The sequence below is a fragment of the Butyricimonas faecihominis genome (assembly GCF_033096445.1).
Lineage (GTDB): Bacteria > Bacteroidota > Bacteroidia > Bacteroidales > Marinifilaceae > Butyricimonas > Butyricimonas faecihominis.
On the sequence record NZ_AP028155.1, the window covers coordinates 1767462 to 1788103 of the forward strand.

Here is a 20642-nt window from a genome sequence, read left to right on the forward strand (position 1 = left end):
TTTATGGGTTCGATTAAAAAAGAGCTACTCTCCGGTGTTTTTTATACAGCCATTGCTAAATATTCGGGTATTCTCATATCATTGATTATTACAGGAGTACTTGCCAGATTAATATCCCCGGATAAATTCGGTATCGTGGCCGTAGTAACGGTTATCACCTTTTTTTTCAGCATATTCAGTGACCTCGGAATAGGAGCGGCTATCATACAAAACAAGGAACTTCAACAAAAAGATCTTAACCAATTGTTTTCATTCACGGTATGGAGCGGGTGTATCTTAACACTATTATTTTTCCTTTGCTCATGGCCGATTTCCTTTTTCTACAAAGAACCGAGCATGAAGACGATCACCCAGCTATTAGCTATAAATCTTTTCTTCGCATCAGCAAACATTGTCCCGAATGCCCTATTGTATAAAGCGAAAGCTTTCAAATTTCTCGCATGGAGAAGTCTTGGTGTGCAAGTAAGCGGAGGTATAATCGCTATTCTGGCAGCTCTTGGTGGAGCAGGACTTTATGCTTTAATTATAAATCCCATTCTTTCCAGTATCCTACTATTTATCATATCTTATCAAAAATATCCTCAAACACTGGAAATGACCTGGGGCATCCCTTCTATCCGGAAAATATTCAAATTCTCGGCTTATCAGTTCATATTCAATATCATCAACTATTTTAGTCGAAATCTCGACAAGCTCCTTATCGGGAAATACATGGGAATGTCACCCTTGGGATATTACGAAAAATCATATCGGCTGATGATGCTTCCTTTACAAAATATCACCCATGTCATCACTCCCGTGATGCACCCCATCTTTTCAGACTATCAGCATGATTTAAATCATCTGGCAGGTGCATATGAAAAAATCATCCGTTTACTAGCTTTCATCGGGTTGCCATTATCTGTTTTCCTTTGGTTCTCGGCACGTGAAATCACCTTGATCGTATTCGGTGAACAATGGATGCCCTCTGTATCAATATTTCAAATATTATCTATTTCTGTCGGGATACAAATCATCATGTCTACCTCCGGCTCCATTTTCCAAGCATCCAACGACACAAAGAGCCTATTTTTATGTGGGTTATTCTCATCAATCATCAACGTGGCAGGTATATGCGTCGGATTATTTATTTTCAAAACACTGGATGGCGTAGCCTGGAGTATCACGATCACGTTTTCAATCAGTTTTCTTCAATGCTATTACCAAATGTATTACATCACCTTTCGTCGTTCTATCATTCATTTAGGGAAACAATTTCTCTCCCCTATCTTACTCGGTAGTATCGTATTTCTAACACTATTTTTAATTACCCCTTTCATAACTCCATATTCGTTATTTATCAATTTGATCATAAAATCAGTTGTCTTTATAGGGATAGATCTAACCTATATTCATATCACAAAAGAATACAATTTGGTGAAACTACTTAAATTCAAAGCATGAAAGCATTATTTCTCACGTTCCATGGCTTTCACGCCACCAATGGAATTAGCAAAAAGATCCACTATCAAGTACGAGCACTCGAAGCTAACGGGGTGGAGACCCATCTTTGTTATTTATCGGAAAAACAAGGAATAAAATACCGTATGCTAGATCAAGAGATTCTGGCAGATTACGGAGATGGTATAAAAGGAAAACTATACAAACGTTTTGAATTCAATTCGGTCTTCCGCTACATTATTAAAAACCAGATTGATCTGGTATATATTCGCTCGGACCACAATGCCAATCCATTCACAATTAGACTGGTTAGTAAAATAAAAAAAGCCGGAATCCATGTGGTTATGGAAATTCCCACGTATCCGTACGATCAAGAATACATTCTATCCAAAGGGAAGATACAACTACTTATCGACAAATGTTTTAGGAAACAACTTGCTAAATACTTAGACCGAATTATCACCTTTTCCAATTACAAAACGATATTCGGAATCCCAACACTCCAAATCTCTAATGGGATTGATTTCAAGGACATCCCCGTAAAACAAGAAGCAAACGACACTTCACAAGAAATTCATTTAATCGGGGTCGCCGAGATTCACTATTGGCACGGATTTGACCGCTTGTTGAAGGGTCTTGCTAATTACTACATTCATGCTCCCCAATACAAAGTGTATTTTCATATTATTGGAGATTTTTTTAGCCTAAGAGAGCGTGAAGAATATATGTCTATCATCAAAGAGAATCACCTAGCTCCCTATGTTATCCTGCATGGACGGCAAGCTGGACAAATGCTTGACCTTCTTTTTGAACTATGCGATTTCGGAATCGGCAGTTTGGGACGCCATCGTAGTGGAATCACAAATATTAAAACGCTTAAAAACAGAGAATATGCAGCTAGAGGTATTCCGTTCATCTATTCAGAAATAGACGAAGATTTTGAAAATATGCCTTATATCATGAAAATTCCCGCAAACGAGGAAGCTGTGGATATAAAGCAAATACTCAATTTCTACAATCAATTGCATATCACGCCTTTAGAAATAAGAAATTCGATTCGACATCTTTCATGGAATAACCAAATGAAAAAGGTACTTGATGAGATGCAGAAAAAAGACAAAATAAATCCAAACAATAACAATATTGCTAACTTTGCCACATAATATACAAATAAATTTATCCCTAATAAAGAGAAATGGCCGCACTAAGGTTTTTCTTTTACCTGTTAATGAAACCAGCAACCCTAGGAATGACATTCTTGGGCGTATGTGGAATTTTTGCACCATGTATCAATCCTGATAAATGGTGGATTCCTGCATTATCTGGTCTATTCATGCCGGGAATTATATTAGTCAATTTATATCTCCTAGTATTTTGGGGAATCCATAAAAAATGGTGGATTATATTACCATTTATCACAATCATCAGTAATCATCAATTCTTTTCAGGAATGTTTCAATCACCTTGGAAACAAGATATTCCCTATGCTCCAAAAGATGAAATCACCATCGCTAGCTATAATGTTGAAGGTTTCTACTGGATCGCACGAAATATAAAATATAATATAAAAAAATTAGTAGAAGACAATCACATTGATATTTTATGTATCCAAGAACATTGTGAAGAATCACATCTGGATAGCATCACCATTCAACAAAAATTCGGACTTCCCAATCGATGTGTGTTTTTTAACAGACAAACAGCATGGGCCAATTTTGGGATCAGCATATATAGTCATTATCCCATAATTCGATACGGTGAAATCAATTTTAATTCCGAAAAGAACAATAGTATGTGGGCAGACATCTTAATCGGAAAAGATACCATCCGTGTATTCAATAACCACTTACAAACAACAGATGTCAGCATGAATGGCAAAAAATATGAAGAATACAGAAGCGTTAAAGACTGGAAAGGTCAGGCCCGGACACTTGTGAACATCGTGGAACAACTAAAAGCCAACTTTGTCATTCGTGCCAGCCAAGCTGTACAAGTTCGAAACATCATTGACACGACCCGTTACCCTGTCATTGTATGCGGAGATTTCAACGACACGCCCGTGTCCTTTGCCTATAACCATATTGCAGGAAATAACTTAACAGACGGTTTTCGGGATCGAGGGAAAGGATATGGACATTCATTCAACGGGATTAAAGGATTGTTACGAATAGATTTTATCAGTTACGACAAATCTTTCACAGGATTAGTGTACGATTCACCCCATCTTCCATGGAGTGACCATAACCCGATTATAATGAAAGTAAAATTAAAAACAACATCAAGATAAGACTTCTATGGCAGCTCTCAGATATTTCTTTTCACTCTTAATGGTCCCGATTAGTTTCGTTACGGCTGGATTTAGCCTCATCGCATACATGGCCGGACAGACAGACCCCAATGAATCAATATTTATCACGTTCATCGGGTTAGCTATTCCTGTTGTTCTGATTATAAATTTACTAATTCTCGTTTACTGGATCATTAGAAAAAAATGGTGGGTAATCATACCTATCATCGCCATTTTATTAAATAGCGGTTATATCACGTCAATCTTTCAAATGACACTATCATCTTCCGAATTACCGGATGGAAAACTTCCCCTACGTATAGCCAGCTATAACGTGGGAAAATTCAAATCATGGGAACATTTGGAAACCCAATACTATATTTCGGAATTTCTAAAAAATAACGAGACTAACATTATCTGTTTCCAAGAATACCGGGAAAACACCAAGATCAACGCAGACACTCTTTCCCATTTGTTAAACTGCCCCCATCATGCAATAACTTACTTACCCGGTTCCACAACCTTGGGAACGGGAATTTTTAGTAAATACCCTATTTTGCGATTCGGGAAGATACCTCTTGATTCCCAAACAAATGATGCCATGTGGGTTGATATTCAAACCGGGGAAACAACGACAAGAATAATCAGTTGTCACTTACAAACAACAAATTTCAGCAGGAAACGGAAATTACTAGATGATCCCGCACTACAAAATGCAGACATACAACAAGTAGAAGACGTCGTAACGGATATATCACAAGAATTAGCCCTAAATTTCAAGATCAGAGCCACGCAGGCTCAAATTGTAAGACAAGTTATTGACACGACACGAATTCCCACAATCGTCTGTGGAGATTTTAATGACACCCCTTCATCCTACACTTATCAACATATCAAGGGAAACTTAAAGGACAGTTTCAAAACACGAGGTAACGGATACGCCTATACCTTCCGGGGAATACACCACCTGTTACGCATTGACTTTATCCTTTATTCTAAAGAGTTTAAATGTACAGACTATTACTCGCCGGAAAAAGGATGGAGCGATCATAACCCGGTTATCAGTGAATTCTATCTAAAATAACAATTATGACACAATTTCTTCAATACCTATTCTGGATTTCCATTATTATCGTATTCTACACATACATCGGATACGGAATCCTATTATACATCCTTGTCAAAATCAAAGAAAAACTCCACCCGGAACAGCCATTAACACTTCCGGAACCTCTTCCCGATGTTACGCTACTTATCGCAGCTTACAACGAAGAAAAGATCATCAAAGCAAAAATGGATAACTGTGCGACTCTCGATTACCCGAAAGACAAGTTACACGTGATCTGGGTTACCGACGGTTCCACCGATTCAACAAATATGTTATTGGCCACATACCCGAACGTAACGGTTCTCTTTTCCCCCGAGCGCAGAGGAAAGACGGCAGCCCTGAACCGGGCAATGCCATTTATTAAAACATCATACACGATTTTCACAGATGCCAACACGATGCTCAACGTGGGATCGATAAAAGAAATTATGACTTGTTTCACCAATCCTAAAACGGGGTGCGTGGCCGGGGAGAAACGTATCGAAAACAAGGACAAAGACAACGCTGTTTCAGGTGGAGAAGGTTTTTACTGGCGCTACGAATCAAAATTAAAAGCGTGGGATTCCAAGTTGTACTCGGCAGTAGGAGCTGCAGGGGAATTATTCGCCATCCGTACGGAATTATTCAACCCCATGCCCGAAGACACTTTACTGGATGACTTTATTCTCTCGCTACGAATTGCCATGCAAGGTTATAAAATTGCCTATTGCGACAAGGCCTACGCCATTGAATCCGGCTCCGCGGATATGCACGAAGAACAAAAACGCAAAGTACGCATTGCAGCAGGGGGCTTACAATCTATCGCTCGGCTAAAAGGACTACTCAACCTGTTCAAATATGGCACCCTCTCCTTTCAATATATATCACACCGGGTACTACGCTGGTCGGTTACGCCCGCTCTATTATTCCTACTATTCCCGTTGAATTTGATTCTCGTCATTGCACAGGGAGCATCCCTCTACAAGATCATAATCATCCTACAAATTATCTTTTACGTTCTAGCTTGTCTCGGGGCTATTATGGCCAAAAAACAGATAAAAATAAAGATTCTATTTATCCCTTACTACTTCATGTTCATGAATTTAAACGTGTTGAAAGCACTTTTCTATCTGAAAAAACACAAGGGTAAAGGAACTTGGGAAAAAGCGAAAAGAGGATAACAATTACAATTGAGACTTAAAATAATCTATCGTTTTCACCAACCCATCCCGCAAAGGGATCATCGGCTGCCAGCTTAACTTCATTCTAGCTAACGTTATATCCGGCCTGCGCTTCCTAGGATCATCTTCCGGAAGTGTTCCAAACACGATTCGGGACTTTGACCCTGTCAACTCCAATACCAAATTTGCCAGTTCCAACATCGTGAATTCCCCGGGATTACCAAGATTCACCGGACCAGTAAAATTATCCTCCGTGGCCATCATTCTAATCATACCATCGATTAAATCATCCACGTATTGAAAACTTCGTGTCTGGGTTCCATCACCATAAATCTCAATATCTTTTCCTTGTAAGGCATTCACGATAAAATTCGATACCACGCGCCCATCATTCTGAGCCATACGAGGTCCGTAAGTATTAAATATACGAATAATTTTCACCACAACCCCGGCCTGACGGTGATAATCCATGCACAATGTCTCCGCACATCTCTTTCCTTCATCATAACAAGAACGCAGCCCGATAGGATTCACGTTTCCCCAGTATTCTTCAGTTTGCGGATGTTTCACTGGATCACCATAAACCTCACTCGTAGACCCCTGTAACAACTTTGCCTTAACCCCTTTCGCCAATTCCAACATATTTACCGCACCAAAAACAGAGGTATTTATAGTTTTTATCGGGTCATATTGATAGTGTACCGGAGATGCCGGACAAGCCAGATTATAAATCTCATCCACTCCCTTCATATAAGGCCAGATAATATCCCGTTCCTCCAATTCAAAATTAGGATTACCTACCAAATGTTGAATATTTTCCTTCGAACCGGTAAAAAAATTGTCTAAACAAATCACATAATTACCTGATTCTATTAATCGATCACATAAATGTGACCCTAAAAAACCAGCTCCGCCAGTCACTAATACACACTTCATAATTCACCTCTATTATTTATACAAACATACAAAAAATATTCGAAAATCACACTAATTAGTGTGATTTTCGAATATTTTTATTCACAGAGACAATTAGAATGAATATCAGTACATCTGATTCAATTGTTCTTTAATCTTATCACTCGTGATATAATCATCAAAATCCATTCGCTTGTCTATCATCCCTTTAGGTGTTAATTCTATGATCCGGTTACAAACGGTTTGGATGATCTCATGGTCATGAGAATTCATTAAAACGATTCCTTTAAACGCCACCAATGTATTATTAAAAGCCTGAATGGATTCCAAATCCAAGTGATTGGCCGGAGAATCCAATAACAAGACATTCGCATTTGTCAACATCATCTTGGCTATCATACAACGCATCTTCTCTCCCCCGGATAAAACTTTCACCCGTTTGTAAATATCCTCCCCGGAAAATAACATTTTCCCGAGGAATCCTCTCAAAAACGTTTCACTTGTATCTGCAGAGTACTGTCCCAACCATTCTACCAGAGTCATATCCGTCTGGAAATAAGCTGAATTATCCAACGGAAGATAGGCATTCGTGATCGTTACTCCCCACGTGAAACTACCCGTATCCGGTTTTTCATTCCCAGCAAGGATCTCCAACAAGGCAGTCATCGCTCTCGGATCACGTGACAGGAAGGCAATTTTATCCCCTTTCTCCACGGTAAACTCCACATCACGGAATAAGGTCTGTCCTTCGATAGATTTACTCAAATTACGAACATCCAAAATCCGGTCACCCACTTCCCGTTCCGGGGTAAAGATAATCCCGGGGTATTTCCGGGTAGAAGGTAAAATCTCCTCTACATTCAATTTCTCCAACATTTTCTTACGGCTCGTGGTTTGCTTTGACTTTGCCACGTTAGCACTAAAGCGGGAAATAAACTCCTGTAACTCTTTCTTCTTCTCCTCCGCCTTCTTATTCTTAGCTTGAGCCTGACGCAAAGCTAACTGGCTCGACTCATACCAAAAACTATAGTTACCGGCAAATAACTGAATCTTACCAAAATCAATATCTACCGAATGTGTACACACGGAATCCAGAAAATGCCGGTCATGCGATACCACTAAGACCGTGTTCTCGTAATTGGCCAGATAATTTTCCAACCACATAACCGTCTCCAAGTCCAAATCATTCGTGGGCTCGTCCAATAACAAGTTATCCGGTTTCCCGAATAGGGCCTGAGCTAACAAAACCCGTACTTTCTGCTTTCCACTTATATCTTTCATCAAGGAATAATGCAAATCTTCCTTAATACCTAATCCACTCAACAAGTTCGCCGCATCACTCTCCGCATTCCATCCGTCCATCCCGGCAAACTGCTCTTCCAGTTCGGCAGCCCGAATCCCGTCCTCATCCGAGAAATCCTCCTTCATGTATATCGCATTCTTCTCCTGCATCACCTTCCACAAAGAGGAGTGTCCCTGTAACACGGTATCCAAAACCGTACACTCGTCATAAGCAAAGTGGTCCTGTTTCAATACCGACAACCGTTCTCCCGGTCCGAACATCACGGTTCCCCGCGTTGGCTCCAAATCGCCACTCAATATTCTCAAGAACGTAGATTTCCCGGCACCATTGGCACCTATTACTCCATAACAATTCCCCGGTGTAAACTTCAAATTCACATCCCGGAACAAAGTTCTCTTCCCAAACTGAATCTCTAAATCCGAAACTGTAATCATTATTTATCTTTTTCTAAAAACGCCCGCGAAGATACACGTTAAAAAGTTGCCATGCAACTTTTTAATGCTTCTCTCCAATCCCGGATCTCCAAATTGAAAGTCTCCTTAATTTTTGTCTTATCCAAAATTGAATAAGCAGGTCTTTTTACTTTAGAAGGATATTCCTCGGTTGTCACTGGGTTCACTTTACAATTTGCCCCTGTAATCGCCACGATTTCTTTGGCAAAATCATACCACGTACAAGCACCTTCATTCGTAAAGTGATATACCCCCTCCAATTCCGGGAGATCATCCCGTTCCATAATGCTAATAATAGCCTCGGCCAGATCCCCCGCATAAGTCGGCGTTCCCCACTGATCGTTCACCACGTTCAACTCGTCCCACTCAGAAGCCAAACGGGATATTGTTTTCACGAAATTATGTCCATACCCGGAGTACAGCCAAGCTGTACGGATAATAATATACAGACATCCCGATTTTTTGATAGCCTGTTCTCCTTCCAATTTTGTTCTCCCGTACACGCTCTGCGGATTTGTAGCATCTTTTTCCGTATAAGGATGATCCGATGTCCCGTCAAACACGTAATCTGTCGAGATATGGACCAGCAGACAATCCAGTTTCACGGCAGCATTGGCCAAGTTAGCCACGGCATCACGATTCAATTTCATCGCTTTTTCCTCATCGTCTTCTGCTTGGTCGACAGCCGTGTATGCAGCACAATTAATGATCGTGTCAATATCATGCGTCTCAATAAAGGCACATATCGCCTTAAAATTCGTTATATCCAATTCTTCAACATCCGTGTAAAACACGTCATCCAGCAAAGAAAAGCTACGATTTCTCAACTCTGTACCTAACTGTCCATTCGCACCCGTGATCAATATATTCGCCATATATAATTTTAGATTTATGATTTTAAATTTATGATTTCGCCGCTCAAAACCCACTCACTTTAGCCCCCTTATCAACTCACGGACTCTTTATCATATTTTTCGAATTCAGAATTTCGACTGACAAACTCAGGTACAATATCCTTCATCATCTTCACCATCTCCGGGATATTTACCCTAGCAGCCAATTCATTCAATTTATTCAATTCATTTACTACATCAAAATAATTATACTCCCGTACTTTCGCTACCCGAATTTTGGTATGAGCTGTCGGCAAGGTGTTCTCCTTGTTACTTAACAACTCTTCGTATAACTTCTCTCCCGGTCTCAACCCCGTGTAGATAATGGAAATCTCCTTATCCGGATCAAATCCCGATAATTCAATCATCCGTCTTGCCATATCGGCAATCTTCACGGGACGTCCCATCTCGAAAATATAAATCTCACCTCCCATCCCCATCGTTCCGGCTTCCATCACCAAACGACAAGCTTCCGGGATCGTCATGAAATAACGAATAATATCCGGATGAGTCACCGTAACAGGTCCCCCGTTGCGAATCTGTTCACGGAATCTCGGAATTACCGAACCGTTAGATCCCAACACGTTCCCAAAACGCGTCGTGATAAAACGAGTAGTTCCTACTTGTAACCCATCCCGAATAGCCACACTTAAACTTTGTACATATATCTCGGCCAAACGTTTAGAGGCTCCCATGATATTCGTCGGGTTAACCGCCTTATCCGTGGAAACCATAACAAACCGCTCCACCCCATACTTCACGGCATGATCCGCAACATTCATCGTCCCAAACACGTTTACCCGCACGGCTTCACAGGGATTCGATTCCATCAAGGGCACGTGCTTGTAAGCTGCCGCATGAAATACCACTTGAGGGTGATAATTACGGAACACAAAATCCATACGATCAAGAGATCTCACATCCCCGATCACAGGCACAAAAGAAGTATTCGGAAACTTATCCGTAAATTCCAACTGGATATTATGCATTGGAGTTTCAGCTGAATCCAGAAATATCAATTGCTTGATATTAAAACGTGTCAATTGACGACATAACTCACTCCCGATAGAACCGGCTGCACCTGTAACCATAACGACTTTCCCTTCCAATCCTTCCGCAATCTCCTTCATGTTAATCTTTATCTCGTCACGCCCAAGCAATTCCTCCAAACGGATTTCCTTCATTTGCGGACGCGGCAACTGCCCGTCACTCATCTCCTCCACGGAAGGCAGTACCAACATTTCCAACCCCAATTTCTGACAATAATGCACCAATCGTTTTTGTTCCTCCTGAGCGGTCCGATAATTCGGGAACACGATTCCATCCACCCGTAAACGCTTTACCAAGCGGTTAAATCCTTCTTCTCCCGTGATAAAGTATACTGATTCACCGGATAATCGGTAATGCTTATATCTTTTTCCGATAGTCAAATACCCGGTTACCTTGTAAGATGGCAGGAAACTGTTAGAAACTGCCGTACTGAGCGAGGCAGAACAATCATCCATTCCGAAGATCAACACCCGCTTTTGTTCTCCATGCAAACGAACTTTCAAAAAGTCATACAGGCTCACTAACACCACTCGCACGGAAACCAACACCACGGTAGTCGTCATCATGTCCAACAAAGCCCCTAAAATCAATCTTTCATTAGATACCTGTGGGTAGAATACATGAATCAAAGGGTAAAGAATGATCACTTTCAAAGCCATCGCTATCCCCAAACGCCAAGTTTCCCGTAACGTGGTGAAACGCATCACGACACGATGAGCATGTAATATGGCAAATGCCAAAGCACTAATGACCGCCGCCAATAATGCCAAATATGCAACCCACGACCAAACAATAGGTTCTTCCCTGACAAACCGGATAAGCCAGTAAGCAAAAACCGTTACCAAAGTTGAAAGCACAACGTCAATCCCCATCACGATCCAGCGACTCAGGTATCTCGTGTGTACTATCTTGGTAGCTAATCCATTCGGTCCAAATAAATAATTTTTCATTTAATTCCTTTTTACAACAATACCGCATCCCGCAACCTCGGATGCTTTTTATCCTTCTCCGACAATATAATATCCTCTAACGGTAATCTCCAATCTATTCCTAAATCAGGATCATTGTAACAAATCGCACCTTCATGATCCGGAGCATAATACTCGTCACACTTGTACTGAAATATCGCCTCCTCACTCAAAACCGCAAATCCATGCGCAAACCCCTTAGGTAAGAAAAATTGCAATTTATTCTCTTCACTCAGCTCCACGGCAACATACTTCCCGAAAGTCGGTGAACCTTTACGAATATCCACGGCAACATCCAAAACACGACCTTTCACCACTCTCACCAGTTTTGCCTGCGTATATGGAGGTAATTGATAATGCAAACCCCGTAAAACACCATATTTAGATTTAGATTCATTATCCTGCACAAACACCGTTTTACTTACCTTCTCTTCAAAATGTTTTAAAGAAAAACTTTCGAAGAAATATCCCCGATCATCACCGAACACCCACGGTTCAAGCATAAAAACACCTTCTATTTCAGTCTCAATAACCTTCATTATAATTGAAAATTGAAAATTGAAAATTGAAAATGTACCACTAAGTACAATTTCATACTTCAATTTACAGATTATACATTGATTCGTAATACTTCATGTATTCCCCACTCGTCACGTTATCCAACCAATCCTGATTCTCCAAATACCATTTTACCGTTTTTTCAATCCCCTCCTCGAACTGCAAAGAAGGCTCCCAACCCAACTCTTCATGCAATTTAGTGGAATCAATAGCATAACGCAAATCGTGCCCGGCCCGGTCTGTTACATACGTGATCAGTTTCTCGGAGGTCCCTTCCGGACGGCCTAATAAACGGTCAGTAACCTTGATCATGACCTTGATCAGATCAATATTCTTCCATTCGTTAAACCCACCTATATTGTAAGTGTCCCCCACTTTACCTTTATGGAATATCAAATCAATTGCCCGTGCATGATCCTCCACGAACAACCAATCCCTCACGTTCTCTCCTGTTCCATACACAGGAAGTGGTTTATTATGACGAATATTGTTTATAAACAACGGGATTAACTTCTCCGGGAACTGGTAAGTTCCGTAATTGTTAGAACAATTAGAAATTTTCACGGGTAAACCGTAAGTGTCATGATAAGCTCTCACGAAATGATCTGAAGAGGCTTTCGATGCCGAATAGGGAGAATGAGGATCGTATTTTGTAGTCTCCACAAAGAAACCTCCATTCGGTTGCAAAGAACCATACACTTCATCCGTTGAAACATGATAAAACAGTTTTCCGTCAAAATCACCCTCCCAAGCCAATTTAGCTGCTTGCAACAAGCTTAACGTTCCCATTACGTTTGTCTGGGCAAAAGAAAACGGATCTTTGATAGATCGATCCACGTGACTCTCTGCAGCCAAATGGATTACCCCATCTATTTCATATTCGGCAAAAACCTCACGCATTTTCTCGAAGTCACAAATATCCGCTTTCACGAACTTGTAATTCGACATATTCTCAATATCTTTCAAATTCGCTAAATTACCCGCGTAAGTCAACTTATCTAAATTGACAATACGATATTCCGGATACTTGTTTACCATTAGCCGAACCAGATGCGAACCGATAAATCCGGCCCCGCCAGTGATTAATAAATTTTTCATTCTTCAAAATTTAGTTTCAAGTTTGCAGGTTACAAGTTGCAGGTTGTGTTATCCAGATAAGTAATTAATTTACTGATACCTTTGGATAGAACCATACAATCGGACAATAACCCGTTTACCTTTATTTCATCTATATTTTAGTTACAAGTTTACAGGTTACAAGTTGCTGGTTGTGGCATCCAAATAAGTAATTAATTTACTGATACCTTTAGATAAAACCATACAATCAGACAATAACCCGTTTACCTTTATTTCGTCTATATATTTCAAGTCTTTAGCTAAATACAACATACTCCTGACTTCACCACAACTTCCCCTCGATATTTGCAAAAACTTCTTAAACATCACATTACCACCAGCCTCATACCCCTCCACAATATTATTCATCACCGAAACTGCCGCCCTTCTAACCTAATCATTAAACCCATAATCCTTCACTCCTGCAGTGTACAAGTAAACCTGATTTACCAACAAACGGGCATCCTGCCAAATCTTAAAATCCTCAAAACACCTAACCGTCCCCATAAACAATTTATAACCTGTAAATAACTTGTAACCTGTAACCTGCCAACCTGCAACTTATTGAAATTACTGCAGTAATTTCAATAAATACTGTCCATACTGGTTTTTGATCATCGGTTGAGCCACAGCCCTCAAACGCTCCGCATCTATCCATCCCTTCATATAAGCAATCTCCTCCAAACAAGCAATCTTCAGCCCTTGACGTTTTTCGATAACTTCTACAAAATTAGAAGCTTCAGCCAATGAATCATGAGTTCCTGTATCCAACCAAGCAAATCCACGTCCCAACAACTGAACTTTTAAATCACCAGCCTCCAAAAAGGTCTGATTCACAGAAGTAATTTCCAACTCCCCACGAGCGGACGGTTTTATCTCTTTAGCAACACGAACCACTTCGTTCGGATAAAAATACAACCCGACCACGGCATAATTCGATTTCGGATTCTTCGGTTTTTCTTCAATACTCAGCACATTCCCGTCTTGATCGAATTCGGCCACTCCGTAACGTTCAGGATCATTTACCCAATAACCAAAAACAGTTGCTTTATCCTCCCCTTCCGCGGCTTTCACGGCATCTAACAACATTCCTGTAAAATGCTGTCCATAAAAAATATTATCCCCCAACACCAAGCAAACCGAATCATTTCCAATAAACTCCTCCCCGATAATAAATGCTTGTGCTAACCCATCTGGGCTTGGCTGTTCCGCATACGTGAAATGAACCCCGTAATCGGAGCCATCACCGAGCAAACGCTCGAACCCCGGCAAATCCTGCGGGGTTGAAATAATTAAAATATCCTTGATTCCCGCCAGCATTAATACTGAAATGGGATAATATACCATTGGCTTATCATATATCGGCAATAACTGCTTTGATACGCCTTTCGTAATTGGATATAACCTGGTCCCGGATCCACCGGCTAATACAATTCCTTTCATATCATTAAATTCTGACGCGAAGTTATCATTTTATTTATAGGCTCCAGTATTTCATCAGGTGAATTTTCCCCCTGTAAATTCCTTTTATATCTCCCAATACAGCGTGTTCGTATGTCAATCCACGGAAATACTCCTCGTCCAGCTCCATGTACTCCTTATGCGCTACTGCCACGATGACAGCATCATAATTTGCCCGGGGCTTCTCGATCAACTTAAAACCGTATTCATGCATCACTTCTTCGGAATCTGCATTCGGGTCCGTAACATCTACATCCACACCAAAATCTTTCAACTCGTTCACTATATCCACGACTTTCGAATTCCGAATATCCGATACATCCTCTTTAAACGTAACCCCCATAACCAACACTCGAGCGCCCAAGATATTCTTTCCCATCCCGATCATCTTCTTCACAATCTTCTTGGCTATATATCCTCCCATCGAATCATTTACAAACCGTCCGGCATTAATCATTTGCGGATGATACTTCAGCTCTTTTGCCTTATGCACCAAGTAATAGGGATCCACCCCGATGCAATGTCCTCCCACTAAACCGGGATAAAACTTCAAGAAATTCCATTTCGTCCCCGCGGCCTCCAGCACGTCATACGTGTTGATACCAATACGACTGAAAATAATGGATAACTCGTTCATCAGAGCTATATTCACATCCCGTTGTGTATTTTCAATAATCTTCCCGGCCTCGGCCACCTTAATATTCGGAGCCCGATGTACTCCCGGTTTCACTACTAACTCGTAAACCTTAGCCACCGTTTCCAAAGTCTCTGCATCACATCCTGAAACAATCTTTACCGTGTTAGCCAACGTATGAACCTTGTCGCCCGGATTAATACGTTCCGGAGAATAACCGATCTTAAAATCAATTCCAACTTTCAGTCCGGAAACCTCTTCCAACACCGGGACACAATCTTCTTCCGTACAACCCGGATAGACCGTAGATTCATAAACTACGTAATCTCCCTTCTTTAAGGCCATTCCCACCGTGCGGGATGCCGCCAGCAGGGGTTTCAAATCCGGTTGATTAAACTTATCTATCGGGGTCGGAACCGCCACAATAAAAAACGACGCTTCCCGTAACTCATCCACGGAAGAAGTAAAATAAATATCACTATTCTCAAATGCTTCCGGCCCCAACTCATTACACGGGTCGATTTTCTTTCTCATCTTTGCCAACCGTTCCTCGTTAATATCAAAACCGATCACGGAAATCTTCTTGGCAAACTCTAGTGCTATCGGTAACCCGACATACCCCAACCCGACTAATGCCAACTTTGCCTTTTTATTTAATAACTTATTATACATACACAATAATTTAAAATGTAGAGTTTAGAATTTAGAGGAGAAAGAATCTGTAACTCGTCCAAAGCGAACGCTCGTGCGACTAAAATCTAAAATCATGAATCTAAAATTAATCAAGTCTATCTTCCGGTCCCAACGGACGGTACGGCCCATCTTTCACTTCAAAAATCACGGTTCCTTTCTCCACGACTTCCAACGTGTGCCATTGCCCGGCAGGTATATGAATACCATATTCACCTTTCAACGGATTCAAGGTCACGGACTCGGTCACCCGCTTGTCATCATCATAAAAAAACACGTTAATTTCACCGCGCAGCACGATATAAGTCTCCGCGGTAAAACAATGTCTATGTACAGGTAATTCAGTCCCCGGCTCCAAAGCATTCAACAAGCGTTGAGCATTAGCCTCCAACGTATCGTGAAAATTATAATTCATCCTCAAACGCGGACTCTCTGCGGCCTGCCGAGAAACCTCATCTAACAACCCATTATCAATAATCTTCATTTTCCCTTTATTTTTAGTTTTTACCCTTAGTTTTTATCTTCTAACTTTTATCTTTTAGTTTTTATCACCTTCCCCAACCAAAAGGATGTTTCACCAATGGCAATTTAGCCAAAGGATGATAATCCCCTTTTAAACCGATTGGGGTTGCGTGTCGAATATCATGAACTATCCCGATACAATTACGGGCTTCCTCTATACGAAACCCTTCTCCTGCCAGAATTTTCCGATAACTCTCTGTATGCAGTTCCGTGAATCCCTGACTAAATTCAAATTCCTCCCCCTCAATACGGATAGAACGGTAAGTTCTTTTCTCCCCTTGCACGGCATTTTCCGGTAAATTATCAGCATTTATACTCAAAAAATAACGTACACGAGCCTTTTCCAATCCCAAGAATCCGGCAACCCGGTCGTGACTCATCACATGTACTATATTTTCCTTCACCGGACCAAAGATCCATGACAACATATCATAAAAATGGACCCCAATATTCGTGGCAACACCCCCACTCTTCCGCTCGTCCCCTTTCCAACTCGTATAATACCAATTTCCGCGAGAAGTAATATAAGTCAAATCCACGTCATACACCTTGTCTTTCGGTCCTTCCTCGATCTTCTTTTTCAGAGCTTTTATTGACTCGTGTAAACGCAATTGCAGGATCGTGTACCCTTTATGTCCTGTCTCTTTCTCCACATCCTCCAACGCATCTATATTCCAAGGATTCAATACCAACGGTTTCTCGCAAATCACGTCAGCCCCCAAACGCAAACCATAACGAATATGAGCATCATGCAAATAATTCGGCGTACAGATTGATACCATGTCCACCCGTTCGGCTGTCTTCTTCAATTTTGAACAATGACGATCGAACAACTCCATCTCCGTGAAAAAAGCACAATTCGGGAAATAACTATCCATGATACCCACGCTATCAAACTTGTCATAAGCAGCTACCAACTGATTCCCCGTGTCTTTTATGGCTCGCAAATGCCTTGGAGCGATATATCCCGCCACGCCAATAAGTGCAAAATTTTTCATATTCATTTTATTAGTTCTTTACTCACATCTACCTTTTTGTCAAATTAAAAATTTGAACTTCAAAAATATAACATTAATACTTTACATCAAACGAAAGAAGGACGAAATTCGAAGTTATTTTTCCTTCGTACATTTCAATGCCTCGTACAAAACTTCTATCGGATGCAATGCCTGTTTCCCCGTACCATCTTTTATTTGTCGTCGGCAACTCGTTCCCGGGGCTGAAATACAAACATCCTCCCCAGCATCCCTCACAGCTGGAAACAACACTTGTTCCCCGATTTTCATGGACAGCTCGTAATGTTTTTTCTCGTACCCGAAAGCTCCCGCCATCCCACAACATCCGGAAGGAATAACCTCCACGCTATAATTCACTGGCAAAGATAACATTTCTCTAGAAGGCTCAACGGAGGCCAACGACTTTTGGTGACAATGCCCATGCAACATAATCTTCAACGGTTGATCAGTAAATTGTTCTGCCCGTATTCTTCCGGCACGAATCTCCCGGGTAAAAAACTCGTCATACAACAAGCAATTTTTTCCTAACCTCAGGGCCTCTTCCTTCAAATCATCTCCTACCAAATCCGGATATTCATCCCGGAACGATAATATACACGAAGGCTCAATACCTACCAATGGAATATTTTCTGTAACCCAGCTTTTCAACAACAGTACATTCTTCCGGGCCACCCCTTTCGCCACCTTCAACATACCTTTCGAAATGGCTGTCCGTCCACTTTCCACGTGTTTCGGTATAATAACCTCATACCCTAACCGATCCAGCAATTCGATCATCTTTATCCCGATCTCCACGTCCATGTAATTGGTAAACTCATCGGCAAACAGAAACACTCTTCCCACGATCTCACCCCTATTCTTTCGCCGATAACGACCAAGCCAATGCTTCAACGTGGTCTTATAAAGAGTAGGAATCGCCCGCTCCGGGGCAAAATGCAACATTCGTTTCAACATCCCGCCTGTCATCCGGTTTCGAACGACGGCATTATAAAACCACGGTAAGATCGTACCCAAACGCTGAATTTCTGTCAAACGGGCAATCAAAAAAGCCTTCATCGGAACCCCGCACACATCATAATGCTGTTGCAAGAACTCTGCCTTAAAACGAGCAATATCCACGTTAGAAGGACATTCTGATTTACACGCTTTACATGAAACACAGGTATCTAACACTTCTAAAATCTCCCGCTGATCATATATCTTTTTCGTTTTCGGACGAGTCATCAACTCCCGTAACGTATTCGCCCTAGCCCGTGTCGTATGACTCTCTTCTCTCGTAGCCCGAAAACTCGGACACATCGTACCACCAAAAGCATATGATTTCCGACAATCTCCCGAACCATTACATTGCTCAATAGCACACAACCAACCTTTTTCCTTTGAAAAATCAAAATAAGTGCGACACGTCACGTTCGAATCCCCTACCTCATATCGAAGAGAGGTATCCATGGGCGGCGTATTCACAATCTTCCTCGCGTTAAAAATACCCTCCGGGTCCCAACAAGCTTTAGTCTCCTGCATCAAGCCATACACCTTCTCCCCGAACAACAATGGAATAAACTCCCCTCGTAAACGTCCGTCACCATGCTCTCCACTTAAAGAGCCGCGATGCTTTTTCACCAGCTTAGCCGTCTCTTCCGCCACACGCCGGAATAACACCCGGTCATTCTCCTCCTTCAAATTCAACACGGGACGTAAATGCAACTCACCCGTACTGATATGTGCATGATACACGCACTTCAATCCCAGTCGTTCCAGCATCTCCCCGAAATCCTTCATATAAGCAGGTAACCGTTCCGGAGCCACGGCTGTATCCTCAATCACGGACACGGGCTTCGCATTCCCCGGCATTCCGGACAACAACCCTAGTCCCGCCTTCCGTAAACTCCACACCCGATTAATATCACTCCCGTACACTCGCGGGAAATGATACCCATACCCGTGCATCTTCATATCTGCTTCGATCTGGTCTGCCACCCGATCCACCTCTTCCCTACTTTTCTGTGCCAACTCAACAATCAGTATTGCAGCAGGATCACCTTGAACGAAAAAACGGTTCTTATTTTGTTCTATATTTCCTTTACTTAGTTCTAATATATTCTGATCCATTAACTCGATAGCCACCGGGTGGTGTTTCAATGCGACCAGATTCCCCTCAAACGCCTCCTCTAATGTCCTGCAATGTACACAAATTACCGCCTTTTCTTTGGGTGGTAACGGGACAAGATTCAATTTCAACTCGGTCACAAATGCCAGAGTTCCTTCTGATCCGGCTAATAACTTGCACAAATTAAACTTTTCCTCATAAACAACATCAAAGTAATCCGAGTACAACAATTGATCAATGGCATACCCAGAATTTCTTCTCCGCAAAGCCGGGTCCGGAAAATGTTGAATAATCTCCTCTCTATTATTTTCCAACATCTCCACAGAACACCTGTATATCTTTCCCTCCAACGTGTCTTCCGCCATTTTATTCCTCACCTCATCTTTCTCCATTCCCTTCAACCAAGCCTCCTCCCCGTCACTCAAAATAACTTTTGCCTCCAGAAGATGATCCCGGGTACTCCCATACACTAAAGAATGAGAACCGCACGAATTATTTCCCACCATTCCTCCCAGACAACAACGATTAGAAGTAGAAGTCTCCGGCCCAAAGAACAATCCCAACGACTTTACCTGCATATTCAATTCATCCAGCACTACCCCCGGTTCAACCCGAACCCAATGCTCTTTTTCATTTATCTCTAGCACGTGATTCATATACCGGGACACATCAACGACCACCCCATTCCCTACCACCTGCCCCGCTAAAGAAGTTCCCGCGGCACGGGGAATCAATGTAATCCCATTTTTTCTGGCAAACTTGATACATTCCTTCACGTCCGAGGCATCCCGAGGATATACAACAGCCAACGGTATCTCCCGATAAGCCGATGCGTCTGTCGCATAAATCATTTGATGAAGAGAATCCGTCATCACGTCTCCCTTCATATTTCGTGCTAACTGTTCAAAATCAATCATTTTCAAAAACTATCAAATATTTTATCACACGCTCCAGTCCCCATA

General features: G+C 41.6%; 16 protein-coding genes and 1 pseudogene. 5 read left to right on the plus strand and 12 right to left on the minus strand.

Going from position 1 to position 20642, the window contains the following annotated elements; all coding sequences use genetic code 11:
- Positions 1–3: 3 nt before the first annotated feature.
- From R8806_RS07395 to R8806_RS07415, 5 genes are read left to right on the plus strand one after another with little or no spacing between them, the layout of a single operon-like run.
- A complete protein-coding gene (locus R8806_RS07395; RefSeq protein ID WP_124317490.1) occupies positions 4–1443 on the plus strand; it encodes a lipopolysaccharide biosynthesis protein in 1440 nt (479 codons plus the stop codon).
- Entirely contained in the window at positions 1440–2603 is a 1164-nt protein-coding gene (locus tag R8806_RS07400) for a glycosyltransferase family protein (RefSeq protein ID WP_124317491.1), read from the plus strand. The genes R8806_RS07395 and R8806_RS07400 overlap by 4 nt, the downstream gene beginning before the upstream one ends.
- Positions 2604–2635: 32 nt before the next feature.
- The gene (locus tag R8806_RS07405; RefSeq protein WP_124317492.1) at positions 2636–3727 is read left to right on the plus strand and encodes an endonuclease/exonuclease/phosphatase family protein; all 1092 of its coding nucleotides are present in this window, start codon (positions 2636–2638) and stop codon (positions 3725–3727) included.
- A gap of 7 nt (positions 3728–3734) precedes the next feature.
- Positions 3735–4811, plus strand: a complete 1077-nt coding sequence (locus R8806_RS07410; RefSeq protein ID WP_124317493.1) for an endonuclease/exonuclease/phosphatase family protein — start codon at positions 3735–3737, stop codon at positions 4809–4811.
- A gap of 5 nt (positions 4812–4816) precedes the next feature.
- On the plus strand, positions 4817–5995 hold the full coding sequence (locus R8806_RS07415; RefSeq protein WP_124317494.1) for a glycosyltransferase family 2 protein: 1179 nt from the start codon (positions 4817–4819) through the stop codon (positions 5993–5995).
- Between the two features lie 3 nt (positions 5996–5998).
- On the opposite strand, the gene R8806_RS07420 is transcribed toward R8806_RS07415, so the two are convergent.
- The 12 genes and pseudogenes from R8806_RS07420 to R8806_RS07475 all read right to left on the minus strand — a co-directional run bounded on the left by R8806_RS07420 (position 5999) and on the right by R8806_RS07475 (position 20597).
- The gene (locus R8806_RS07420) at positions 5999–6931 is read right to left on the minus strand and encodes a UDP-glucuronic acid decarboxylase family protein (RefSeq protein WP_124317495.1); all 933 of its coding nucleotides are present in this window, start codon (positions 6929–6931) and stop codon (positions 5999–6001) included.
- Positions 6932–7036: 105 nt separating this feature from the next.
- Positions 7037–8647, minus strand: coding sequence for an ABC-F family ATP-binding cassette domain-containing protein (locus R8806_RS07425; protein WP_124317973.1), 1611 nt, complete (start codon positions 8645–8647; stop codon positions 7037–7039).
- 38 nt (positions 8648–8685) lie between these two features.
- On the minus strand, positions 8686–9540 hold the full coding sequence (rfbD, locus tag R8806_RS07430) for a dTDP-4-dehydrorhamnose reductase (RefSeq protein ID WP_124317974.1): 855 nt from the start codon (positions 9538–9540) through the stop codon (positions 8686–8688).
- A 71-nt stretch (positions 9541–9611) separates the two neighbouring features.
- Positions 9612–11558, minus strand: coding sequence for a polysaccharide biosynthesis protein (locus R8806_RS07435; protein ID WP_124317975.1), 1947 nt, complete (start codon positions 11556–11558; stop codon positions 9612–9614).
- Between the two features lie 11 nt (positions 11559–11569).
- Positions 11570–12115: a dTDP-4-dehydrorhamnose 3,5-epimerase gene (rfbC, locus tag R8806_RS07440; RefSeq protein ID WP_151412164.1), complete on the minus strand. Its 546-nt coding sequence runs from the start codon at positions 12113–12115 to the stop codon at positions 11570–11572.
- 64 nt (positions 12116–12179) lie between these two features.
- Complete coding sequence (gene rfbB / locus R8806_RS07445; protein ID WP_124318134.1) at positions 12180–13232, minus strand: dTDP-glucose 4,6-dehydratase; 1053 nt, start codon at positions 13230–13232, stop codon at positions 12180–12182.
- 156 nt (positions 13233–13388) lie between these two features.
- Positions 13389–13631, minus strand: a pseudogene (locus tag R8806_RS07450) (four helix bundle protein); the annotation flags it as partial.
- 189 nt (positions 13632–13820) lie between these two features.
- Positions 13821–14693, minus strand: coding sequence for a glucose-1-phosphate thymidylyltransferase RfbA (gene rfbA / locus R8806_RS07455; protein WP_087422400.1), 873 nt, complete (start codon positions 14691–14693; stop codon positions 13821–13823).
- Between the two features lie 34 nt (positions 14694–14727).
- A complete protein-coding gene (locus R8806_RS07460; RefSeq protein ID WP_124318135.1) occupies positions 14728–16017 on the minus strand; it encodes a nucleotide sugar dehydrogenase in 1290 nt (429 codons plus the stop codon).
- 106 nt (positions 16018–16123) lie between these two features.
- Positions 16124–16519 (minus strand): WbuC family cupin fold metalloprotein, encoded by a 396-nt coding sequence (locus R8806_RS07465; RefSeq protein ID WP_087422402.1) that lies wholly within the window; start codon positions 16517–16519, stop codon positions 16124–16126.
- Between the two features lie 64 nt (positions 16520–16583).
- Positions 16584–17555, minus strand: a complete 972-nt coding sequence (locus R8806_RS07470; RefSeq protein WP_124317171.1) for a Gfo/Idh/MocA family protein — start codon at positions 17553–17555, stop codon at positions 16584–16586.
- Positions 17556–17669: 114 nt separating this feature from the next.
- Positions 17670–20597, minus strand: a complete 2928-nt coding sequence (locus R8806_RS07475; protein WP_183312878.1) for an FAD-binding and (Fe-S)-binding domain-containing protein — start codon at positions 20595–20597, stop codon at positions 17670–17672.
- Positions 20598–20642 lie beyond the last annotated feature (45 nt).